Raw genomic sequence first — 18,251 nt, 5'->3', positions numbered from 1 at the left:
CTCAGGGCTCTTACTCGGGGGTCGCGTCGAGCGCGTGGCCGACCAGGGCGAGGAGCGACTCGACGACCGAGATCCGCTGCCTGGCGTCCATGATCAGTACCGGTATGTGCGGCGGCACCGTCAGGGCCTCGCGCACGTCCGCCACCTCGAACTTCTCGCTGCCGTCGAAGTGGTTGACGGCGACGATGTACGGCAGGCCGCAGCTCTCGAAGTAGTCGAGGGCCGGGAAGCAGTCGGACAGGCGGCGGGTGTCGGCGAGCACGACGGCACCGATCGCGCCGCGCACCAGGTCGTCCCACATGAACCAGAACCGCTGCTGGCCCGGCGTACCGAAGAGGTAGAGCACCAGGTCGTCGTCGAGCGTGATGCGGCCGAAGTCCATGGCGACCGTCGTGGTCGTCTTCTCCGGGGTGGCGGTCAGATCGTCGGTGTCGGCGCTCGCCTGCGTCATCAGCGCCTCCGTCTGGAGGGGCGTGATCTCGGAGACGGCGGTCACCAGCGTCGTCTTGCCGACGCCGAAACCACCCGCCACCACTATCTTCGTGGCGATCGGGGCGCGTGACCTGTCCGTCTGCCAGGCCTGCAACTGACCCTCGTTCTCGAGGAGTTCAGAGACGGCGGAGTCCACTCAGCACCCTTTCCAGCAGTGCGCGGTCGGGCTGTCCCGGGCCGTGGCCCGTTCCGTACACGCGGATCTTTCCCTGGTCGGCGAGGTCGCTGAGCAGGACCCGGACCACACCGAGCGGCATCTTGAGGAGCGCGGAGATCTCCGCCACCGTGCGCATGCGGCGGCAGATCTCGACGATCGCCCGCATCTCCGGCATGACCTTCGACAGCGTGCCCTTGGGCAGTTCGAGGCGCTCGTCGGGCGCCTCGATCGCGGCGTTGCTCGCCACGAACGTCTCGACGAGCAGGACGTGTCCGAACCTGGTCCGGCCGCCGGTCAGCGAGTAGGGGCGGACGCGGGCGGGTTTTCGGTCGCCGCCCCGCTGCGGCAGCTTCGGCGTCTTGCTGCGGCTGCTGCTGCTCATCGGGCACTCTCCATCGACTGGCGCAGTTCGCTGCGGAGTTCGGGGGTGAGGACGTGCCCGGCGCGGCCGACGAAGAGGGCCATGTGGTACGCGACGACGCTCATGTCGCAGTCCGGGGTGGCGTGCACGCCGAGCAGCGAGCCGTCGCTGATCACCGTGACGAAGAGGCTGCCCTCCTCCATCGCGACGACGGTCTGCTTGACGGCGCCGCCGTCCATGAGCTTCGCGGCGCCGATGGTGAGGGAGCCGAGCCCGGACACGATGGTCGCGAGGTCGGCGCTGGACCCCTTGGGCCCGGTGGGCTTCTCCGCGGGGCTCTCCGCGTTCCGCCCGGGGTCGGAGGAGAGCAGGAGCAGCCCGTCGGACGAGACGACCGCGACGGAGAGGAGCCCGGGCACCTCCTCCACCAGGTTCGTCAGGAGCCAGTGCAGGTTGCGTGCTTCCCTGCTCAGGCCGTACGTGGCGGGTTCGGCGGAAGAACTGGGCGTGCGCATGGGCGCAGTCAACTGCTTGCCTCCTCGACTGGGTCCCCCATTACGTCTGCGGCTCGTTCGTTCTGCTCCGACGGCTCGGCCGTCAGTTCGTCCCCGGCGATCTCGGCCTCCACGTCCCGTCGGCCGCTGATCGCGCCCTGGTGGAAGCCGCCGAGGCGGCGCCGGAGCGCCTCCGCGTCCACGGAACCGGTGCGCGGCTTGGGCGCGGCGGCCGCGGGTGCGGTGATCTTCGGGGTGCGCTTGGGCAGGCCCTTGTCGGTGACGCGCTCCCACTTGGGGGGCGTGGGCCGGTCGGAGTCGGGCGCGGACTCGGACTCCGCGGGCTCGGGCTCGGGTGCCGGCTCCGTCTCGGGCTCCGGTGCCGGGGGCACCGCGAGCTCCATGGTCGTCTCCGGCGACGGGGACGGCTCGGCGGGCTGCTCGGCTGCCGGCTCGGCGGGCTGCTCGGGAGACGGTTCGGCGGGCTGCTCGGCTGACGGCTCCGCCGACGGTTCCCGGGACGGCTCCGCCGACGGTTCCGGGGACGGCGAAGGCAGCGCCGTCTCCAGGGTCCGCTCGGCCGCCGCGATCAGCGGGTCCTCGCCGGGCGCGCCGGTCAGCCGCCCCGGAAGCACGTTGGAGTTGGCCTCGGCCTCCGACCCCGGCAGATGGGTCAGCGGCTCGCCCCCGCGCGGCGGCGTGACCACCGCGGCCTGCGAGGGCGCCTCCGCGAGGATGCCCTCGGGCAGCACCACGACCGCCGCGACCCCGCCCTGCTTCTGGTCCCGCAGCCGCACCCGCGCCCCGTGCCGGGCGGCGAGCCGCGCGACGACGTACAGGCCGAGCCCGAGGCCGTCCCCGCTCTCCTGGTCGTACGCGTCGTCGGGGTCGAAGTCCGCGAGGCGGGCGTTGAGCTCCCGCATCCGGTCCTGGGTGACGCCGATGCCCTCGTCCTGGACGGAGAGCATGACCTCGCCGTTCTCCAGGAGCCAGCCGGAGACCTCGACGGAGGAGTCCGGCGGCGAGAACGACGTGGCGTTCTCCAGGAGTTCGGCGGTGAGGTGGCTGATGTCGTCCGCGGCGAAGCCCGCCACGTGCGTGTGCGGCGGCAGCGTGGCGATGCGCACGCGTTCGTACCGCTCGATCTCGGAGACGGCCGCGCGCACCACGTCGACGAGCGGGACGGCGCCGGGGTGCTGATGGCCGTGTTCCGCGCCGGCGAGGACCAGGAGGTTCTCGCTGTGCCGCCGCATGACGGTGGCGAGGTGGTCGAGCTTGAAGAGCGTGGCGAGGCGGTCCGGGTCCTGCTCGCGGTCCTCCAGGTGCTCGATGACGGCGAGCTGGCGCTCCACCAGGCCGAGCGTGCGCAGGGCGAGGTTGACGAAGGTGCCGTGGATGGACTGGCGCACCCGCTCCAGGTGCGCGGAGGCCTCGGCGAGCTCCTCGCGCAGCGCCGCGCGCTCGTCGGCCATGGACTGCCGCTGCCCGATGAGGTGCTTGCGGTCCGATTCGAGGGTGGCGAGGCGCTCGGTGACGGCGGCCGCGTGGCCGTGCAGGGCGTTCACGGAGCGTACGACCTGGGCGAATTCGTCGTCGCGGCCGGTGAAGCGGATCGGCTCCTGGGGCGCGGGTTCGGTCGCGAGGCGGGCCGAGCCGAGGCGCAGGACGGCGAGCGGGCGGGTCAGCGAGCGGGCCGCGCCCATGGCGACGCCGACGGCGACGAGGAGGCAGACGCCGACGAGGGCGATCCGGATCTCCAGCGCCGTGACGTCGTCGTCGCGCAGCTGGGCGAGGTGCTTGGTGCGCTCGACGCCGAGCGCGGACTCGGCGCCGCGCATCGTCTCGATGCGGGCGGAGAGCGCGGCGTCGACCTTCTTGCGGTCGTAGCGCCGCTCGGCCGCGGAGAGCTCGGGCTGGTCGGTGAGGCGCTCCAGGTACTTCTCCGCGGCGCCGACCTCGGAGCCGGTGACGGTCGATTCGTACGTGGCGCGGGCCGGGTCGCTCGCCGCGTCGCGGAAGTCGGCGAGGGCGGCCAGTTCACGGACCCGGGCCTGCTGGGCGGCGGAGCTGAGCTCGTCGCGCCGCTTGGCGTCGGCCGGTGACTCCTCGGTCACGGTGGTCGGCAGGCCGGTGACCGGGTCGACGGCGGAGGTGTCGGTGGGGCGGGGCAGGGCGAGCGCGGCGAGGAGGAGACCGCGGGCGGCGGCGGCCTGCTCCACGGCGTGGTCGAGGTCGGCGAGGGCGAGGGCGCCCTGGTTCGCCCCGGGGGGCAGCTTCTCGGCCAGGTCACGGGTGAGGCCGTGCAGTTCGGCGATGACCTTCGTGTACGCCTCGTGCGCTTCGAGAGCAGTGCTCTTGCCGGTGAGCGCCGCTCTGCGCACGGCGGCGATGTCGGCGAGGTCGCCGCGCAGTCCGGCGGGCGCGTCGGCGCCGCGGAGCTCGTCGATCTGCCGGTCCACGCGGGCGCTGCGGCTCTGGGAGAGGCCCTTGTCCTGCGGTCGCCCGGCGGCGATGAAGGTGGTGACCTCGTCCCGCTCGTCGGCGAGCGAGTGGCCGAGGGAGACCGCCTGCTGGGTCTGTTCGGCGAGGGTGACCAGGTTCTGCGTGTCGTTCAGGTCGCTGGACGCGGCGAGGACGGCGGGCGCGCCCGCGCCCGCGATCGCGGCGGCCACGACCGCGACGGCGACGATCAGCCGATTGCGCACGCGTGCGGTGGGCGCCTTGTTGACCGGCGGCGCCGCGGCGTCGGGCACGGAGGCGTCCGTGGCCGTGCGCTCCGGCACATGCTCGGTTGGAGTCGTCGCGCCCGGCGTGGCCCCTTCCGGGGCCGTCTGCTTGCCTTTGCGCCGAGGCCGCATCTTCTGCACCGGTGCTCGCATTCTTGTTTTCGTCTGCCCTTGGCCCGGGTGACGACCTGTCAACACGAGCGCTCCCCCGGTACGGCTCCTGACCTTTCCAGTGCCGGTTGGTGGCGGTCGCGCATCGCCTGCCTGGCCACCCGAAGGAGTGAACATCGGCGGGGAGTTGGTGGGCAAGTCCCGACGCGGCCGCCGGAGAGCCGTCGCGGTGCGCCGGTTGGACGTCTCCGACCGGCTTTGGCAGGATGCGCCGCCACACCCCTGCCGGAGGTGATCATTCCGGTCGAATTCCGGCGTCCGTGCCGCCCGTACGCGCCTCTCCGCGGTGCCTCTGCGGCTTCTGGTGGCGCCGTGAAGGCCTCGTGCAGACTGGCCGGATGCGTATCGAACTCGCCACCGAGCCCGGTGACCCCGCACGCCCCAACGAGGACTACGCGTCGGTCGCGCTTCCCGCGTCCGGACAGGGTGGATCGCTCGTCCTCCTGGACGGTGTGACCCCGCCCGAGGGGTCGGTGGGCTGTCCGCATTCCGTCCCTTGGTTCACGGCGCGTCTGGGCGGCGCACTGGGGGAACTGTCCGTTTCACGCCGGGATATGACGCTCCCTGAGATCCTGGCGGCCGGCATCACGCGTACCGCTGAGGCACATGGTTCAACCTGTGACCTTTCTCACCCGCGCACCCCTCAGGCAACCGTGGTGCTCGTGCGGTGGGACGAGGAGCGCGTCGAGCACCTGGTCCTGTCCGACTCGGCGCTCCTCATAGCGGGCCACGACCACGAGGTGACGGCCATCCTCGACCGGCGCCTCGCCGAACTGCCGCCCGCCGTGCAGGCCCTGCGCGACCAGGTGCGCGCCCTGCCGCGCGGCTCCGCGGAGCGGGACGTCGCGGCCCGCGCCTACGGAACGGCGGTCGAGGCGCTGCGCAACGCGGAGGACGGTTTCTTCACGGCCGCGTCCGATCCCTCGGCCGCCGAGCGCGCGGTCATCGGTGAGCTGCCGCGGGCGGAGGTCACCGCGGTGGCGGCGCTCACCGACGGGGCAGGGCGGTGGGTCGAGACGTTCCGCGAGGGCGACTGGACCGACTGCCTCGCGCTGCTGCGCAAGCAGGGGCCGCAGCATCTGCTGGACCGGGTGCGGGAGTTGGAGCGCGCCGACCCGGACCGCCTGGCCTTTCCCCGCGGGAAGCGCCACGACGATGCGGCGGTCGTCTACGCGGAGTGGTGAGGGACGCACCCGAGGACGCGCCGAAGGGAACGTACGCGAGGGACGTACGCGAAGAACGTACGCGAAGGACGTACGCAAGGGAGGTCCTCCAGGGACGTCCGCCAGGGAGGCGCGTCCCTAGTGCTCCGCGCTCGCGTTCAGCCGGCCGAGCAGCCGGGCGAGTTCGGCGACCTCCGCCCGGTCCCAGCTCGCGAGCCGCCGCACGTACCGGGCGCGGCGGGCGGCGCGCACCGTGCGGAAGCGGGTGCGGCCGTCGGGCGTGAGCCGGATGAGCCAGGCGCGGCCGTCGGCCGGGTCGGGCTCGCGCGCGACGAGGCCGAGCTCCTCCAGGGCCCGCAGCTGGCGGCTCATCGTGGCCTTGCCGACGCCGATGAAGGCGGCGAGGTCGGTGGCCCGCTGCGGACCCGAGTCGTCCAGGCAGACGAGCAGCCCGTACGCGGCGGGCTCCAGGTCGGGGTGGACCTGCCGCGCCATCTCGCCCGACGAGGCCCGCGCGCGGCGCAGCAGGAGCGACAACTCCCTCTCCAGGGAGAGGAACTCGCGGTCCTCTCCTCGCGCCCCCTGGGCTCCGTGCCCGCCCTCGTCCTGCGCGCCGGGCTTCACACCCTCTTCTGCAGCACCCATGTCCCGCTTTCCCGATTCTGAAAGTTATCGCCGGAAGGCCCTCGCGCCGCGGCCGGGCGGCAGCGGTCTGACCAGTATTTCGCAAGGTCCGGGCCGTGCCGCCCCGATGCCGCCGCCACAGGAGTGGACCAACGGCAGAACACCGGACCCCTTCCCCAGCGGCGGTCTACGTGCGTAGCGTTTTGCATGACATGTTCACACCACTGCATGTCGACAGGTCCCCACCGAGCACCACCGAGGCCTTCGGAGGCACGCACATGCCCGTGCACAGACCCGGAACGGCCCGCCGCTCGCGCTTGTCGCCGGCGGGGGTCCTCCTCGCAGCACTGTCCGCCCTCTCCCTCCTCCTGACGCTCCCCACGGCGGCCCGGGCGGACGACGTCCCCGAGCGCGGCACCGCCCGTCTCGGTCAGGGCGTCATCGAACACGACGGCCAGGGCGGCCGCCCCACCGGTGGCGACGCCACCCAGACCGAGGGCGTCGACGTCAGCAGCCACCAGGGCAACGTCGCCTGGCAGACGCTCTGGAACAGCGGGGTGAAGTGGGCCTACGTCAAGGCCACGGAGAGCGCCTCGTACAAGAACCCCTACTTCACCCAGCAGTACAACGGCTCGTACAACGTGGGCATGATCCGCGGCGCGTACCACTTCGCGACGCCCGACACCTCCAGCGGCGCCACCCAGGCCAACTACTTCGCGAGCAACGGCGGCGGCTGGTCGCGCGACGGCAGGACGCTGCCGGGCGCGCTGGACATCGAGTGGAACCCGTACGGCGCGGCCTGCTTCGGCAAGTCCCCGTCCGAGATGGTCGGCTGGATCCGTGACTTCCTGAACACCTACAAGGCCCGCACCGGACGCGACGCCGTCATCTACACCGCGACCAGCTGGTGGAAGCAGTGCACCGGCAACTACAGCGGCTTCGGCGCGACCAACCCGCTCTGGATCCCCCGCTACAACACGAGCCCGGGCGAACTCCCGGCCGGCTGGGGCTTCCACACCATGTGGCAGTACACCTCGTCGGGCCCGACGGTCGGCGACCACAACAAGTTCAACGGCGCCCTCGACCGGGTGGTGGCGCTCGCCAACGGCTGAGCGCACGGGCGGCGGCCACCCCGGTCGGGGGTGGCCGCCGTGCCCTTTCCGCGCGGAGCTACGCCGCGGCCGGGATCCTCACCTCGGCCGCCGTGAGGGCCAGTTCGAGCACCTGGCGCACATCCGTGACCGCGTGCACGTCGAGCTTCTCCAGGACCTCGGCCGGGACGTCGTCGAGGTCCGGCTCGTTCCGCTTCGGGATGATCACCGTGGTGATGCCGGCGCGGTGCGCGGCGAGCAGCTTCTGCTTCACCCCGCCGATCGGCAGGACACGGCCGGTCAGCGAGATCTCACCGGTCATCGCCACGTCCGTGCGGACCAGTCGGCCGCTGAGCAGCGACGCGAGGGCGGTCGTCAGCGTGACGCCCGCACTCGGGCCGTCCTTCGGCACGGCTCCCGCGGGGAAGTGGATGTGCACGCCCCGATCCTTCAGGTCGCCGACGGGCAGCTCCAGTTCGGCGCCGTGCGAGCGCAGGAAGCTCAGCGCGATCTGCGCCGACTCCTTCATGACGTCGCCGAGCTGGCCGGTGAGCGTGAGCCCCGACGCTCCCGTCTCCGGGTCCGCGAGCGACGCCTCCACGAACAGCACGTCTCCGCCCGCCCCGGTGACCGCGAGCCCGGTCGCCACGCCCGGCACCGACGTACGCCGCTCCGCCGGGTCCTGTGCGGACTCGGGCACGTGGCGCGGACGCCCGATCAGACCCCGCAGGTCGGCGTCCGTGACCGTGAAGGGCAGCTCCCGGTCGCCCATTTCGTGCTGGGCCGCGACCTTGCGGAGCAGCCGCGCGACGGACCGCTCCAGGTTGCGCACGCCCGCCTCACGCGTGTACTCGCCGGCGAGCTTGCGCAGGGCGCTCTCGTCGAGGACCACCTCGTCCTTGTCGAGGCCCGCGCGCTCCAGCTGGCGCGGGAGCAGGTGGTCGCGGGCGATGACGACCTTCTCGTCCTCGGTGTACCCGTCGAGCCTGACGAGCTCCATGCGGTCGAGGAGAGCCTCGGGGATGGCTTCGAGGACGTTGGCGGTGGCGAGGAAGACGACGTCGCTGAGGTCGAGTTCCACTTCCAGGTAGTGGTCACGGAAGGTGTGGTTCTGAGCCGGGTCGAGGACCTCGAGGAGGGCGGCGGCCGGGTCGCCCCGGAAGTCCGAGCCGACCTTGTCGATCTCGTCGAGGAGCACCACCGGGTTCATGGACCCGGCCTCCTTGATGGCCCGCACGATGCGTCCGGGCAGCGCCCCCACGTACGTACGGCGGTGGCCGCGGATCTCCGCCTCGTCGCGTACGCCGCCGAGCGCGACCCGCACGAACTTGCGGCCCATGGCGTGCGCGACGGACTCGCCGAGCGACGTCTTGCCGACGCCGGGCGGGCCGACGAGGGCGAGCACGGCGCCGCCGCGGCGGCCGCCGACGACACCGAGGCCGCGGTCCGCGCGGCGCTTGCGCACCGCGAGGTACTCGGTGATGCGCTCCTTCACGTCCTGGAGTCCGGAGTGCTCGGCGTCGAGGATCTCCTGGGCGCCCTTGATGTCGTACTGATCCTCGGTGTGCTCGTTCCAGGGCAGCTCCAGGACGGTGTCCAGCCAGGTCCTGATCCAGGAGCCCTCCGGCGACTGGTCGCTCGCGCGCTCCAGCTTGTCGACCTCCTTGAGGGCGGCCTCGCGGACCTTCTCGGGGAGGTCGGCGGCCTCGACCCGGGCGCGGTAGTCGTCGGACTCCTCAGCCGCGTCCTTGCTGTCACCGTTGATCTCGCGCAGCTCCTTGCGGACGGCGTCGAGCTGGCGCCGCAGCAGGAACTCGCGCTGCTGCTTGTCCACGCCTTCCTGCACGTCCTTGGCGATGGCCTCGGCGACGTCCTGCTCGGCGAGGTGCTCGCGCAGCTGCTCGGTGGCGAGCTTGAGGCGGGCGACCGCGTCCTCGGTCTCCAGGAGCTGGATCTTCTGCTGGGTGGTCAGGAACGGGGAGTAACCGGAGTTGTCGGCGAGCGCGGCGACGTCGTCGATCTGCGTGACGCGGTCCACGACCTGCCAGGCGCCGCGCTTCTTCAGCCAGCTGGTGGCGAGCGCCTTGTACTCCTTGACGAGCTCGGTGACGCTGCCCGGCAGGGGCTCGGGCACGGAGTCGTCGATCTTCTGGCCCTCGACCCAGAGGGCCGCGCCGGGTCCGGTCGTGCCCGCGCCGATGCGCACGCGGCTCCGGCCGCGGATGAGGGCGCCGGGGTCGCCGTCGGAGAGCCGGCCGACCTGCTCGACGGTGCCGAGGACGCCGGTCGCGGCGTACGTCCCGTCGATGCGCGGAACAAGCAGCACCTTCGGCTTGCTGTCGCCACTGGAACGAGCGGCGGCCTGTGCGGCCTCCACCGCGGCCCGCACGTCGGCGTCGGACAGGTCGAACGGAACCACCATGCCGGGCAGGACCACCTCGTCGTCGAGCGGCAGCACAGGCAGAGTGAGCGAAGTGTACGAGGCGGACTCAGTAGCCATGATCTCCCTTTCGGCATTCAAGTTGAGCTGTACCGACTCAATGCTTGTGAGTGCCGAGATGTTCCCCGGGGCGTGTTCGCTGTGAGCGATCAGGGCCCCCGGCCCCGTCGGCCAAGATCATCGCGTGCAGAATGAGCCGCATGTCGATACCCCACCCGCAGGAAACGGCACGGCCCACCCCGGCGACCGCGGCGGTCGACGACGCCGCGGCGATCGGCCGGACGCTGGCCCTGGCCTTCGACGACGATCCGATGATGCGCTGGTTCTTCCCGGACGAGGCCACGCGCGAGGCGGGGCTCGAGCGGTACTTCGCCACGCTCTTCGCCCGGCAGTACGTCCGCCACGGCCGCTGCGAGCACACCTCGGCGGCGGCCTCCTTCTGGGTGCCGCCGGGCGCGCAGGACAAGGCCGTGCCCGACGCGGAGACCGTCGCGGAGCTCTCGGAGATCCTGGGCGACCGCGCCCCGCTGTTCCGGGAGGCCGCCGCGGCCGCCGCCGCGCACGGGCCCCAGGAGCCGCACTGGTACCTGGCCGTGCTCGGTGCCGCCCCCGCCGTCCAGGGGCAGGGCCACGGCGCCGCTCTCCTGCGTTCAGGGCTCGCGCGGGCCGACGAGGCCGGGCTGCCCGTCTACCTGGAGTCGTCCAAGCCGGCCAACCTGCCGGTGTACGAGCACTTCGGCTTCACGGTGCTCGGCGAGGTCCGGCTGCCGGGCGGCGGGCCGGCTCTGTGGCCGATGCGGCGCGCTCCGCGGCCGCGGGCCGGCGCCTGAGCAGCGGCCAGGTGAGGACACCGATCGCCAGCGCGAGCAGGTGTCCCCAGTTCGTCATCGGGTCGCTGAACGCGATGAGGTCGTCGACCAGCATCCCGCCGAAGCAGACGAGCACGGTCCACCGGAGCCACGGCGTGAGGAGTCCCGCGAGCGCGCCGGCGCTCGCGGCGACGCCGAAGCTGATGCCGTAGTCGAGCCGGTGCAGCGAGCTGTCGGGCAGATGGCCCGCGAGGACCGAGAAGCCGACCGGGACCTCCGTCGCGAGCGTGGCGACGACGTGCCCGAGGAGGAAGACACCGGCGGCGCGCAGCCCTCCGATGCGGCGCTCCAGCGCGGTGAGCACCAGCAGGAAGACGATCGCGTACGGGGACGTGATGCCGCCCGCGATCCACAGGGCGCTGGCGACCAGGACGAGGACGGGGCTCTGCGCGAGGTGCGCGACGTCGGTGCTCGACCCGTGCAGCAGCGAGTCGACGAGCTCCGGGTCGGCGTACCGGGTCAGGAGCGAGGTGGCGGCGAGCACCAGGGCGTACCCGAAGGTGAAGGGCGTGCCGGTGGGCGTGGGCAGGATCCGCCAGGGGCGCGGCCGCCGCGTGGACGCGCCGGCGGCACGGTCCGCCGCGTCCGGCTCGGGGCGCTCCCCCGTTCGGGGTGGCCGGGGCGTCGGCTGCCGCGGTATTCCGTTCAGGGTGCCCGGAGTCCTGGTGGCGGACACGGTCGACGTTTCGGCGTCGGACACGGCCGGGGTCTCGGCGTCGGACGCGGCCCCGGCGGGCCGCACGCTCTGGTTCACGGGGGTGGCGCTCCTTCCGTCCCAGTCCACCCTTTGCCCCTTTTTCCGGCGCTGTCTATGACGGGCGCCACGTGAGGTGCGTCTCACACGTCAACCCGGCGGGTGACTGCTGCGTCGCACGTCCGCCCACGGACGCCCCGAAAACCACCCACGCGGGGGCACCCCCCGGAAATACCCTGTGCGCCATGCACACCCACACCACCGCCCCCGTCGTCCTCGACCGGCGCGAGGGTCCTTACGGCGAGGTCGTCCTGCGGCGCCACGGTGAGCTGCTGCAGATCATCGCCAACGGCTGTTTCCTGATGGACACCTCAGACGGCCGCTCCGAGCGCCTGCTCGTCGACGCGGCCCGCGACGCCCTCGACGACCGCCCCGCTCCCGCCCTCCTCATCGGCGGCCTCGGCGTCGGCTTCTCCCTCGCGCACGCCGCCGCGGACCCCCGCTGGGGACGCATCGCCGTCGTCGAGCGCGAGCAGGCGATCATCGACTGGCACCACGACGGACCCCTCGCCGAGCTCTCCGGACCGGCGCTCCGCGACATACGTGCGCAGATTCTTCACACCGACCTCGTCTCCTACGTAACCGGAGCCACGGAGTCCTACGACGCGCTCTGTCTCGACATCGACAACGGCCCCGGCTGGACGGTGACGGAGGGCAACAACTCCCTTTACTCGCCTGCCGGTCTGGCCGCCTGCAAAGCCCGTCTGAACCCCGGCGGAGTGCTCGCCGTGTGGTCCGCGCAGCCCTCGTCCGCTTTCGACGAAGCTCTACGGAATGCCGGATTCCAGGGGGTACGAACCGAAGAGATCCCCGTTGCCCGAGGCGTCCCGGACGTGGTCCACCTCGGCGTCCGGGCTGCGTAGCCGAGGTGCCTTCACGACCCGTACTCTGCTGACCGAACACAAGCGATCAGTGTCAGGGGCGGGCGATGGAGCAGACACACACCTCCCACAACGGCGCCACGGCGATGCCGGGCGCCCAGCGCCGGGTGCTGGTGGTCGAGGACGACCCGACGATCGTCGACGCCATCGCGGCCCGGCTGCGCGCCGAGGGTTTCGTCGTGCAAACGGCCGGAGACGGCCCCTCGGCGGTCGACACCGCCCAGGCGTGGCAGCCCGACCTGCTGATTCTCGACATCATGCTGCCGGGCTTCGACGGCCTCGAGGTGTGCCGCCGGGTACAGGCCCAGCGGCCCGTCCCGGTCCTCATGCTCACCGCGCGTGACGACGAGACGGACATGCTGGTCGGGCTCGGCGTCGGCGCGGACGACTACATGACCAAGCCGTTCTCGATGCGCGAGCTCGCGGCCCGGGTGCACGTCCTGCTGCGCCGGGTCGAGCGGGCCGCCCTCGCCGCGACGACGCCGCGCAGCGGCATCCTGCGCCTGGGCGAGCTGGAGATCGACCACGCGCAGCGGCGGGTGCGGGTGCGCAGCGAGGACGTCCACCTGACGCCCACCGAGTTCGACCTGCTGGTCTGCCTGGCCAACACCCCGCGTGCCGTCCTGTCGCGCGAGCAGCTGCTGGCCGAGGTGTGGGACTGGGCCGACGCGTCCGGCACCCGCACCGTCGACAGCCACATCAAGGCGCTGCGCCGGAAGATCGGGGCCGAGCGGATCCGCACGGTGCACGGCGTGGGATACGCGCTGGAGACCCCCACCCCGTGAGGCGGAGGACCCCGTGAGGCGGAGGCGCGTGACGTGATGCACGGGCCCTTCGGAGGACTGCGGCCGTTCTCCATCAAGACCAAGCTCGGCGCCCTGGTCGTCGTCTCGGTGTTCATCACCACGGGCCTGCTCCTCGTGGCCATGAAGACCCAGACCGAGCTGCGCTTCATCACCGTCTTCTCGGTGATCGCCACGCTCCTCATCACGCAGTTCGTGGCGCACAGCCTCACCGCCCCGCTGGACGAGATGAACGCGGTGGCCCGCGCCGTCTCGCACGGCGACTACACGCGCCGGGCGCGCGGCGCCGACCGGCGCGACGAGCTGGGCGACGTGGCCGCCACGATCAACGCCATGGCGGACGACCTGGAGGCCCAGGACACCCAGCGCAAGGAGCTCGTCGCCAACGTCTCGCACGAGCTGCGCACCCCCATCGCGGCACTCCGCGCCGTCCTGGAGAACGTCGTCGACGGCGTCTCCGCCGCGGATCCCGAGACGATGCGCACGGCCCTGAAGCAGACCGAGCGCCTGGGGCGGCTCGTCGAGACGCTCCTGGACCTCTCCCGCCTGGACAACGGCGTCGTACCGCTGAAGGCCCGCCGCTTCGAGGTGTGGCCCTACCTGTCGGGCGTCCTGAAGGAGGCCAACATGGTGGCCTCCGCGCGCGCGGGCATCGCGTCGGGCTCCGGCAGCCACACGCGTACGGACGTCCACCTCCACCTCGACGTGTCACCCCCGGAACTGACGGCCCACGCGGACGCGGAGCGGCTCCACCAGGTCGTGGCGAACCTCATCGACAACGCGGTCAAGCACAGCCCGCCGCACGGGCGCGTGACGGTGCGGGCCCGGCGCGGCCCCTACCCCGAGTCCCTGGACCTGGAGGTGCTCGACGAGGGCCCCGGCATCCCGGAGTCGGAGTGGCACCGCGTCTTCGAGCGCTTCAACCGCGGCAGTCACGCGGGAGCCCCCGTGAAGGGCTCGGGCAACGACGGCGGGACGGGCCTCGGCCTGGCCATCGCGCGCTGGGCGGTCGATCTCCACGGAGGTCACATCGGAGTGGCCGAATCCCCTCGTGGCTGCCGGATCCAGGTCACTCTTCCGGGCCTGCCCGAGGCGTGAAGTTGACGTAGGGTTCGAGTGGAAGCGATTCGCGGGTGCCACTTCGGGGCACCCGGTGGGCGCCGCCGCGCGTAGACGTCGTACCCGACGTACCCGCGCGGCCATCTGGCGTTGCAGAACCTCGCTTGTTTCCCGCCATTTACAGCGCCGAAACCACGGATCCAGTGTGACTTACGCGACGGATGCCGGGCCCGGTCTGCACCTCACGGTCCGGGAGGCGTAGCCTTTATTTCCGCTGTCCATCACCTTGTGAAGCGGAAGAGGGCGGTTACCGCCGTGTCGTCACAGTCCCCCAGTAGCTCGAGCATCTCGACCGACCAAGACGGTCAGGGCAAGGACCCTGCTGCTGCCTTCGGTCCCAACGAGTGGCTCGTCGACGAGATCTACCAGCAGTACCTCCAGGACCCGAACTCGGTCGACCGAGCCTGGTGGGACTTCTTCGCCGACTACAAGCCAGGAACGGCAGCCTCTGCGGCCGCCGCCCCGGCGAAGCCGGCGGGTGACACGGCCGCGGGGGCCGCGTCCACCACTGCTCCCGCCCCTGCCGCGCCCGCCGCTCCGGCGAAGCCCGCGGCCCAGGCCGCCCCCGCCGCTCCCCAGGCGCAGGCACCGGCCGCTCCCGCGAAGCCCGCGGCCGCCGCTCCGGCGCCCGCCGCGAAGCCCGCCGCCGCCAAGCCCGCGGCCGCCAAGCCCGCCGCCAAGGCGGAGCCGGCGTCCCCTGCCGAGGGAGCCCCGGCCGGTCCCGAGTTCGTGACGCTGCGCGGCCCCGCCGCCGCGGTCGCGAAGAACATGAACGCCTCGATCGAGGTCCCGACGGCGACGTCGGTCCGCGCGGTCCCGGTGAAGCTGCTCTTCGACAACCGCATCGTCATCAACAACCACCTCAAGCGCGCCCGCGGCGGGAAGATCTCCTTCACGCACCTCATCGGGTACGCGATGGTGCAGGCCATCAAGGCCATGCCGTCGATGAACTACTCCTTCCAGGAGAAGGACGGCAAGCCCACCCTGGTCAAGCCGGAGCACATCAACTTCGGCCTCGCCATCGACCTGGTGAAGCCCAACGGCGACCGCCAGCTGGTCGTCGCGGGCATCAAGAAGGCCGAGACGCTGAACTTCTTCGAGTTCTGGCAGGCCTACGAGGACATCGTCCGGCGCGCCCGCGACGGCAAGCTCGGCATGGACGACTTCACCGGCGTCACGGTGTCGCTGACCAACCCCGGCGGCCTCGGCACCGTCCACTCGGTCCCCCGCCTGATGCCCGGACAGTCGGTCATCATGGGCGTCGGCTCGATGGACTACCCCGCGGAGTTCCAGGGCACCTCCCAGGACACCCTGAACAAGCTCGGCATCTCGAAGGTCATGACGCTCACGTCGACCTACGACCACCGGGTCATCCAGGGCGCCGCCTCCGGCGAGTTCCTGCGCATCGTCGCGAACCTCCTCCTCGGTGAGAACGAGTTCTACGACGAGATCTTCAAGGCGCTCCGGATCCCCTACGAGCCGGTCCGCTGGCTCAAGGACATCGACGCCTCGCACGACGACGACGTCACGAAGGCCGCCCGCGTCTTCGAGCTGATCCACTCCTACCGCGTCCGCGGCCACGTCATGGCCGACACGGACCCGCTGGAGTACAAGCAGCGCAAGCACCCCGACCTGGACATCACCGAGCACGGCCTCACCCTGTGGGACCTGGAGCGGGAGTTCGCGGTCGGCGGCTTCGCCGGCAAGTCGATGATGAAGCTGCGCGACGTCCTCGGCGTGCTGCGCGACTCGTACTGCCGCACCACCGGCGTCGAGTTCATGCACATCCAGGACCCGAAGCAGCGCAAGTGGCTGCAGGACCGCATCGAGCGGACCCACGCCACCAAGCCCGAGCGCGAGGAGCAGCTGCGCATCCTGCGCCGGCTGAACTCCGCGGAGGCCTTCGAGACCTTCCTGCAGACGAAGTACGTCGGCCAGAAGCGGTTCTCCCTGGAGGGCGGCGAGTCCGTCATCCCGCTGCTCGACGCCGTGCTCGACAGCGCCGCCGAGTCGCGCCTGGACGAGGTCGTCATCGGCATGGCCCACCGCGGCCGCCTGAACGTCCTCGCCAACATCGTCGGCAAGTCGTACGCCCAGATCTTCCGCGAGTTCGAGGGCAACATGGACCCCAAGTCCATGCACGGCTCCGGCGACGTGAAGTACCACCTGGGCGCCGAGGGCACCTTCACCGGTCTGGACGGCGAGCAGATCAAGGTGTCGCTGGCCGCCAACCCGTCCCACCTGGAGACGGTCGACCCGGTCATCGAGGGCATCGTCCGCGCCAAGCAGGACATCATCAACAAGGGCGGCACGGACTTCACGGTCCTGCCCGTCGCCCTGCACGGTGACGCGGCCTTCGCGGGCCAGGGTGTGGTCGCCGAGACGCTCAACATGTCGCAGCTGCGCGGCTACCGCACGGGCGGCACGGTCCACATCGTCATCAACAACCAGGTCGGCTTCACCGCCGCCCCGGAGTCGTCGCGCTCCTCCATGTACGCCACCGACGTGGCCCGCATGATCGAGGCGCCGATCTTCCACGTGAACGGCGACGACCCCGAGGCCGTCGTCCGCGTCGCCCGCCTCGCCTTCGAGTTCCGCCAGGCGTTCAACAAGGACGTGGTCATCGACCTCATCTGCTACCGCCGCCGCGGGCACAACGAGTCGGACAACCCGGCGTTCACGCAGCCGCTGATGTACGACCTGATCGACAAGAAGCGCTCGGTGCGCAAGCTCTACACCGAGTCCCTCATCGGTCGCGGCGACATCACCCTGGAAGAGGCCGAGCAGGCGCTCCAGGACTTCCAGGGCCAGCTGGAGAAGGTCTTCACCGAGGTCCGCGAGGCCGTCTCGCAGCCCGCGCAGGCCGACGTGCCCGCGCCGCAGGCCGAGTTCCCTGTGCACGTCGAGACCGCGATCTCCCAGGAGGTCGTCAAGCGGATCGCCGAGTCCCAGGTCAACATCCCCGACCGGGTCACCGTCCACCCGCGTCTGCTGCCGCAGCTGCAGCGCCGCGCGACGATGGTCGAAGAGGGCACGATCGACTGGGGCATGGGCGAGACCCTCGCCATCGGCTCGCTGCTCCTGGAAGGCACCCCGGTCCGTCTGTCGGGCCAGGACTCCCGCCGCGGCACGTTCGGCCAGCGCCACGCGGTCCTCATCGACCGCGCGACGGGCGAGGACTACACGCCGCTGATGTACCTCTCCGAGGACCAGGCGCGCTACAACGTCTACGACTCGCTGCTCTCCGAGTACGCGGTGATGGGCTTCGAGTACGGCTACTCGCTGGCCCGCCCGGAGTCGCTCGTCATGTGGGAAGCGCAGTTCGGTGACTTCGTCAACGGCGCGCAGACGGTGGTGGACGAGTACATCTCCGCCGCCGAGCAGAAGTGGAACCAGCACTCCGGTGTCACGCTGCTCCTGCCGCACGGCTACGAGGGCCAGGGTCCGGACCACTCGTCCGCCCGTATCGAGCGCTTCCTCCAGCTGTGCGCGCAGAACAACATGACGGTCGCGATGCCGACCCTTCCGTCGAACTACTTCCACCTCCTGCGGTGGCAGGTGCACAACCCGCACCACAAGCCGCTGGTGGTCTTCACCCCGAAGTCGATGCTGCGCCTCAAGGCGGCGGCCTCGAAGACGGAGGAGTTCACGACGGGCGGCTTCCGTCCGGTCATCGGCGACAGCCACGTCGACCCGTCGGCGGTCCGCAAGGTCGTCTTCTGCGCGGGCAAGCTGTACTACGATCTGGAGGCCGAGCGGCAGAAGCGCGGCGCCGACGACACGGCCCTCATCCGCATCGAGCGCCTGTACCCGCTGCCGGGTGCGGAGCTCCAGGCGGAGATCGCCAAGTACCCGAACGCCGAGAAATACCTGTGGGCGCAGGAGGAGCCGGCGAACCAGGGCGCGTGGCCCTTCATCGCCCTCAACCTCATCGACCACCTGGACCTGGCGGTCGGCGCGGACATCCCGCACGGCGAGCGCCTGCGCCGCATCTCGCGGCCGCACGGCTCGTCCCCGGCGGTCGGTTCGGCCAAGCGTCACCAGGCCGAGCAGGAGCAGCTGATCGGCGAGGTCTTCGAGGCGTAGTCCCCGACGGTCGTACGCAG

14 protein-coding genes are annotated in these 18,251 nt (G+C 71.5%); 7 read left to right on the top strand and 7 right to left on the bottom strand.

What is annotated here, in order from left to right:
• Positions 1 to 10 precede the first annotated feature (10 nt).
• The 4 genes from AC07DO_RS23395 to AC07DO_RS23380 are packed head-to-tail and all read right to left on the bottom strand — an operon-like array spanning position 11 to position 4,383.
• Entirely contained in the window at positions 11 to 628 is a 618-nt protein-coding gene (locus AC07DO_RS23395; RefSeq protein WP_479062245.1) for a GTP-binding protein, read from the bottom strand.
• Positions 609 to 1,031, bottom strand: coding sequence for a DUF742 domain-containing protein (locus AC07DO_RS23390; protein ID WP_479062244.1), 423 nt, complete (start codon positions 1,029 to 1,031; stop codon positions 609 to 611). Before AC07DO_RS23390 ends, AC07DO_RS23395 begins: the two co-directional genes overlap by 20 nt.
• Positions 1,028 to 1,525 carry a roadblock/LC7 domain-containing protein gene (locus AC07DO_RS23385; RefSeq protein ID WP_479062242.1) on the bottom strand — a complete coding sequence of 166 codons (498 nt, stop codon included), beginning with the start codon at positions 1,523 to 1,525 and terminating at the stop codon, positions 1,028 to 1,030. The genes AC07DO_RS23390 and AC07DO_RS23385 overlap by 4 nt, the downstream gene beginning before the upstream one ends.
• An 8-nt stretch (positions 1,526 to 1,533) precedes the next feature.
• The gene (locus tag AC07DO_RS23380; protein WP_479062241.1) at positions 1,534 to 4,383 is read right to left on the bottom strand and encodes a nitrate- and nitrite sensing domain-containing protein; all 2,850 of its coding nucleotides are present in this window, start codon (positions 4,381 to 4,383) and stop codon (positions 1,534 to 1,536) included.
• A gap of 356 nt (positions 4,384 to 4,739) precedes the next feature.
• Between AC07DO_RS23380 and AC07DO_RS23375 the strand changes: the two genes are divergently transcribed.
• Complete coding sequence (locus AC07DO_RS23375; protein ID WP_479062240.1) at positions 4,740 to 5,585, top strand: hypothetical protein; 846 nt, start codon at positions 4,740 to 4,742, stop codon at positions 5,583 to 5,585.
• A 117-nt stretch (positions 5,586 to 5,702) separates the two neighbouring features.
• Here AC07DO_RS23375 and AC07DO_RS23370 read toward each other — a convergent pair whose 3' ends face one another.
• Complete coding sequence (locus tag AC07DO_RS23370; RefSeq protein ID WP_479062238.1) at positions 5,703 to 6,209, bottom strand: MarR family winged helix-turn-helix transcriptional regulator; 507 nt, start codon at positions 6,207 to 6,209, stop codon at positions 5,703 to 5,705.
• A gap of 257 nt (positions 6,210 to 6,466) precedes the next feature.
• On the opposite strand from AC07DO_RS23370, the gene AC07DO_RS23365 reads away from it, so the two are divergent.
• A complete protein-coding gene (locus AC07DO_RS23365) occupies positions 6,467 to 7,300 on the top strand; it encodes a lysozyme (protein WP_479062237.1) in 834 nt (277 codons plus the stop codon).
• A gap of 58 nt (positions 7,301 to 7,358) precedes the next feature.
• On the opposite strand, the gene lon is transcribed toward AC07DO_RS23365, so the two are convergent.
• On the bottom strand, positions 7,359 to 9,779 hold the full coding sequence (gene lon, locus AC07DO_RS23360; RefSeq protein WP_479062235.1) for an endopeptidase La: 2,421 nt from the start codon (positions 9,777 to 9,779) through the stop codon (positions 7,359 to 7,361).
• Between the two features lie 140 nt (positions 9,780 to 9,919).
• Here lon and AC07DO_RS23355 point away from each other — a divergent pair, with 140 nt between their 5' ends.
• The gene (locus AC07DO_RS23355) at positions 9,920 to 10,549 is read left to right on the top strand and encodes a GNAT family N-acetyltransferase (RefSeq protein WP_479062234.1); all 630 of its coding nucleotides are present in this window, start codon (positions 9,920 to 9,922) and stop codon (positions 10,547 to 10,549) included.
• On the opposite strand, the gene AC07DO_RS23350 is transcribed toward AC07DO_RS23355, so the two are convergent.
• A complete protein-coding gene (locus tag AC07DO_RS23350; protein ID WP_479062233.1) occupies positions 10,461 to 11,342 on the bottom strand; it encodes a rhomboid-like protein in 882 nt (293 codons plus the stop codon). The two genes, AC07DO_RS23355 and AC07DO_RS23350, sit on opposite strands and share 89 nt — an antisense overlap.
• A 185-nt stretch (positions 11,343 to 11,527) precedes the next feature.
• On the opposite strand from AC07DO_RS23350, the gene AC07DO_RS23345 reads away from it, so the two are divergent.
• The 4 genes from AC07DO_RS23345 to AC07DO_RS23330 all read left to right on the top strand — a co-directional run bounded on the left by AC07DO_RS23345 (position 11,528) and on the right by AC07DO_RS23330 (position 18,231).
• Positions 11,528 to 12,205, top strand: a complete 678-nt coding sequence (locus AC07DO_RS23345) for a spermidine synthase family protein (protein ID WP_479062232.1) — start codon at positions 11,528 to 11,530, stop codon at positions 12,203 to 12,205.
• A gap of 65 nt (positions 12,206 to 12,270) precedes the next feature.
• The gene (locus AC07DO_RS23340; RefSeq protein ID WP_055568825.1) at positions 12,271 to 13,008 is read left to right on the top strand and encodes a response regulator transcription factor; all 738 of its coding nucleotides are present in this window, start codon (positions 12,271 to 12,273) and stop codon (positions 13,006 to 13,008) included.
• Between the two features lie 36 nt (positions 13,009 to 13,044).
• Positions 13,045 to 14,124 (top strand): HAMP domain-containing sensor histidine kinase, encoded by a 1,080-nt coding sequence (locus AC07DO_RS23335; protein ID WP_479062496.1) that lies wholly within the window; start codon positions 13,045 to 13,047, stop codon positions 14,122 to 14,124.
• Between the two features lie 276 nt (positions 14,125 to 14,400).
• Positions 14,401 to 18,231 carry a multifunctional oxoglutarate decarboxylase/oxoglutarate dehydrogenase thiamine pyrophosphate-binding subunit/dihydrolipoyllysine-residue succinyltransferase subunit gene (locus AC07DO_RS23330; RefSeq protein WP_479062230.1) on the top strand — a complete coding sequence of 1,277 codons (3,831 nt, stop codon included), beginning with the start codon at positions 14,401 to 14,403 and terminating at the stop codon, positions 18,229 to 18,231.
• The last annotated feature ends 20 nt before the right edge of the window (positions 18,232 to 18,251 follow it).

This window comes from Streptomyces sp. NPDC045678, assembly GCF_056432085.1.
This window is presented reverse-complemented; position numbering and strand designations above follow the sequence as displayed.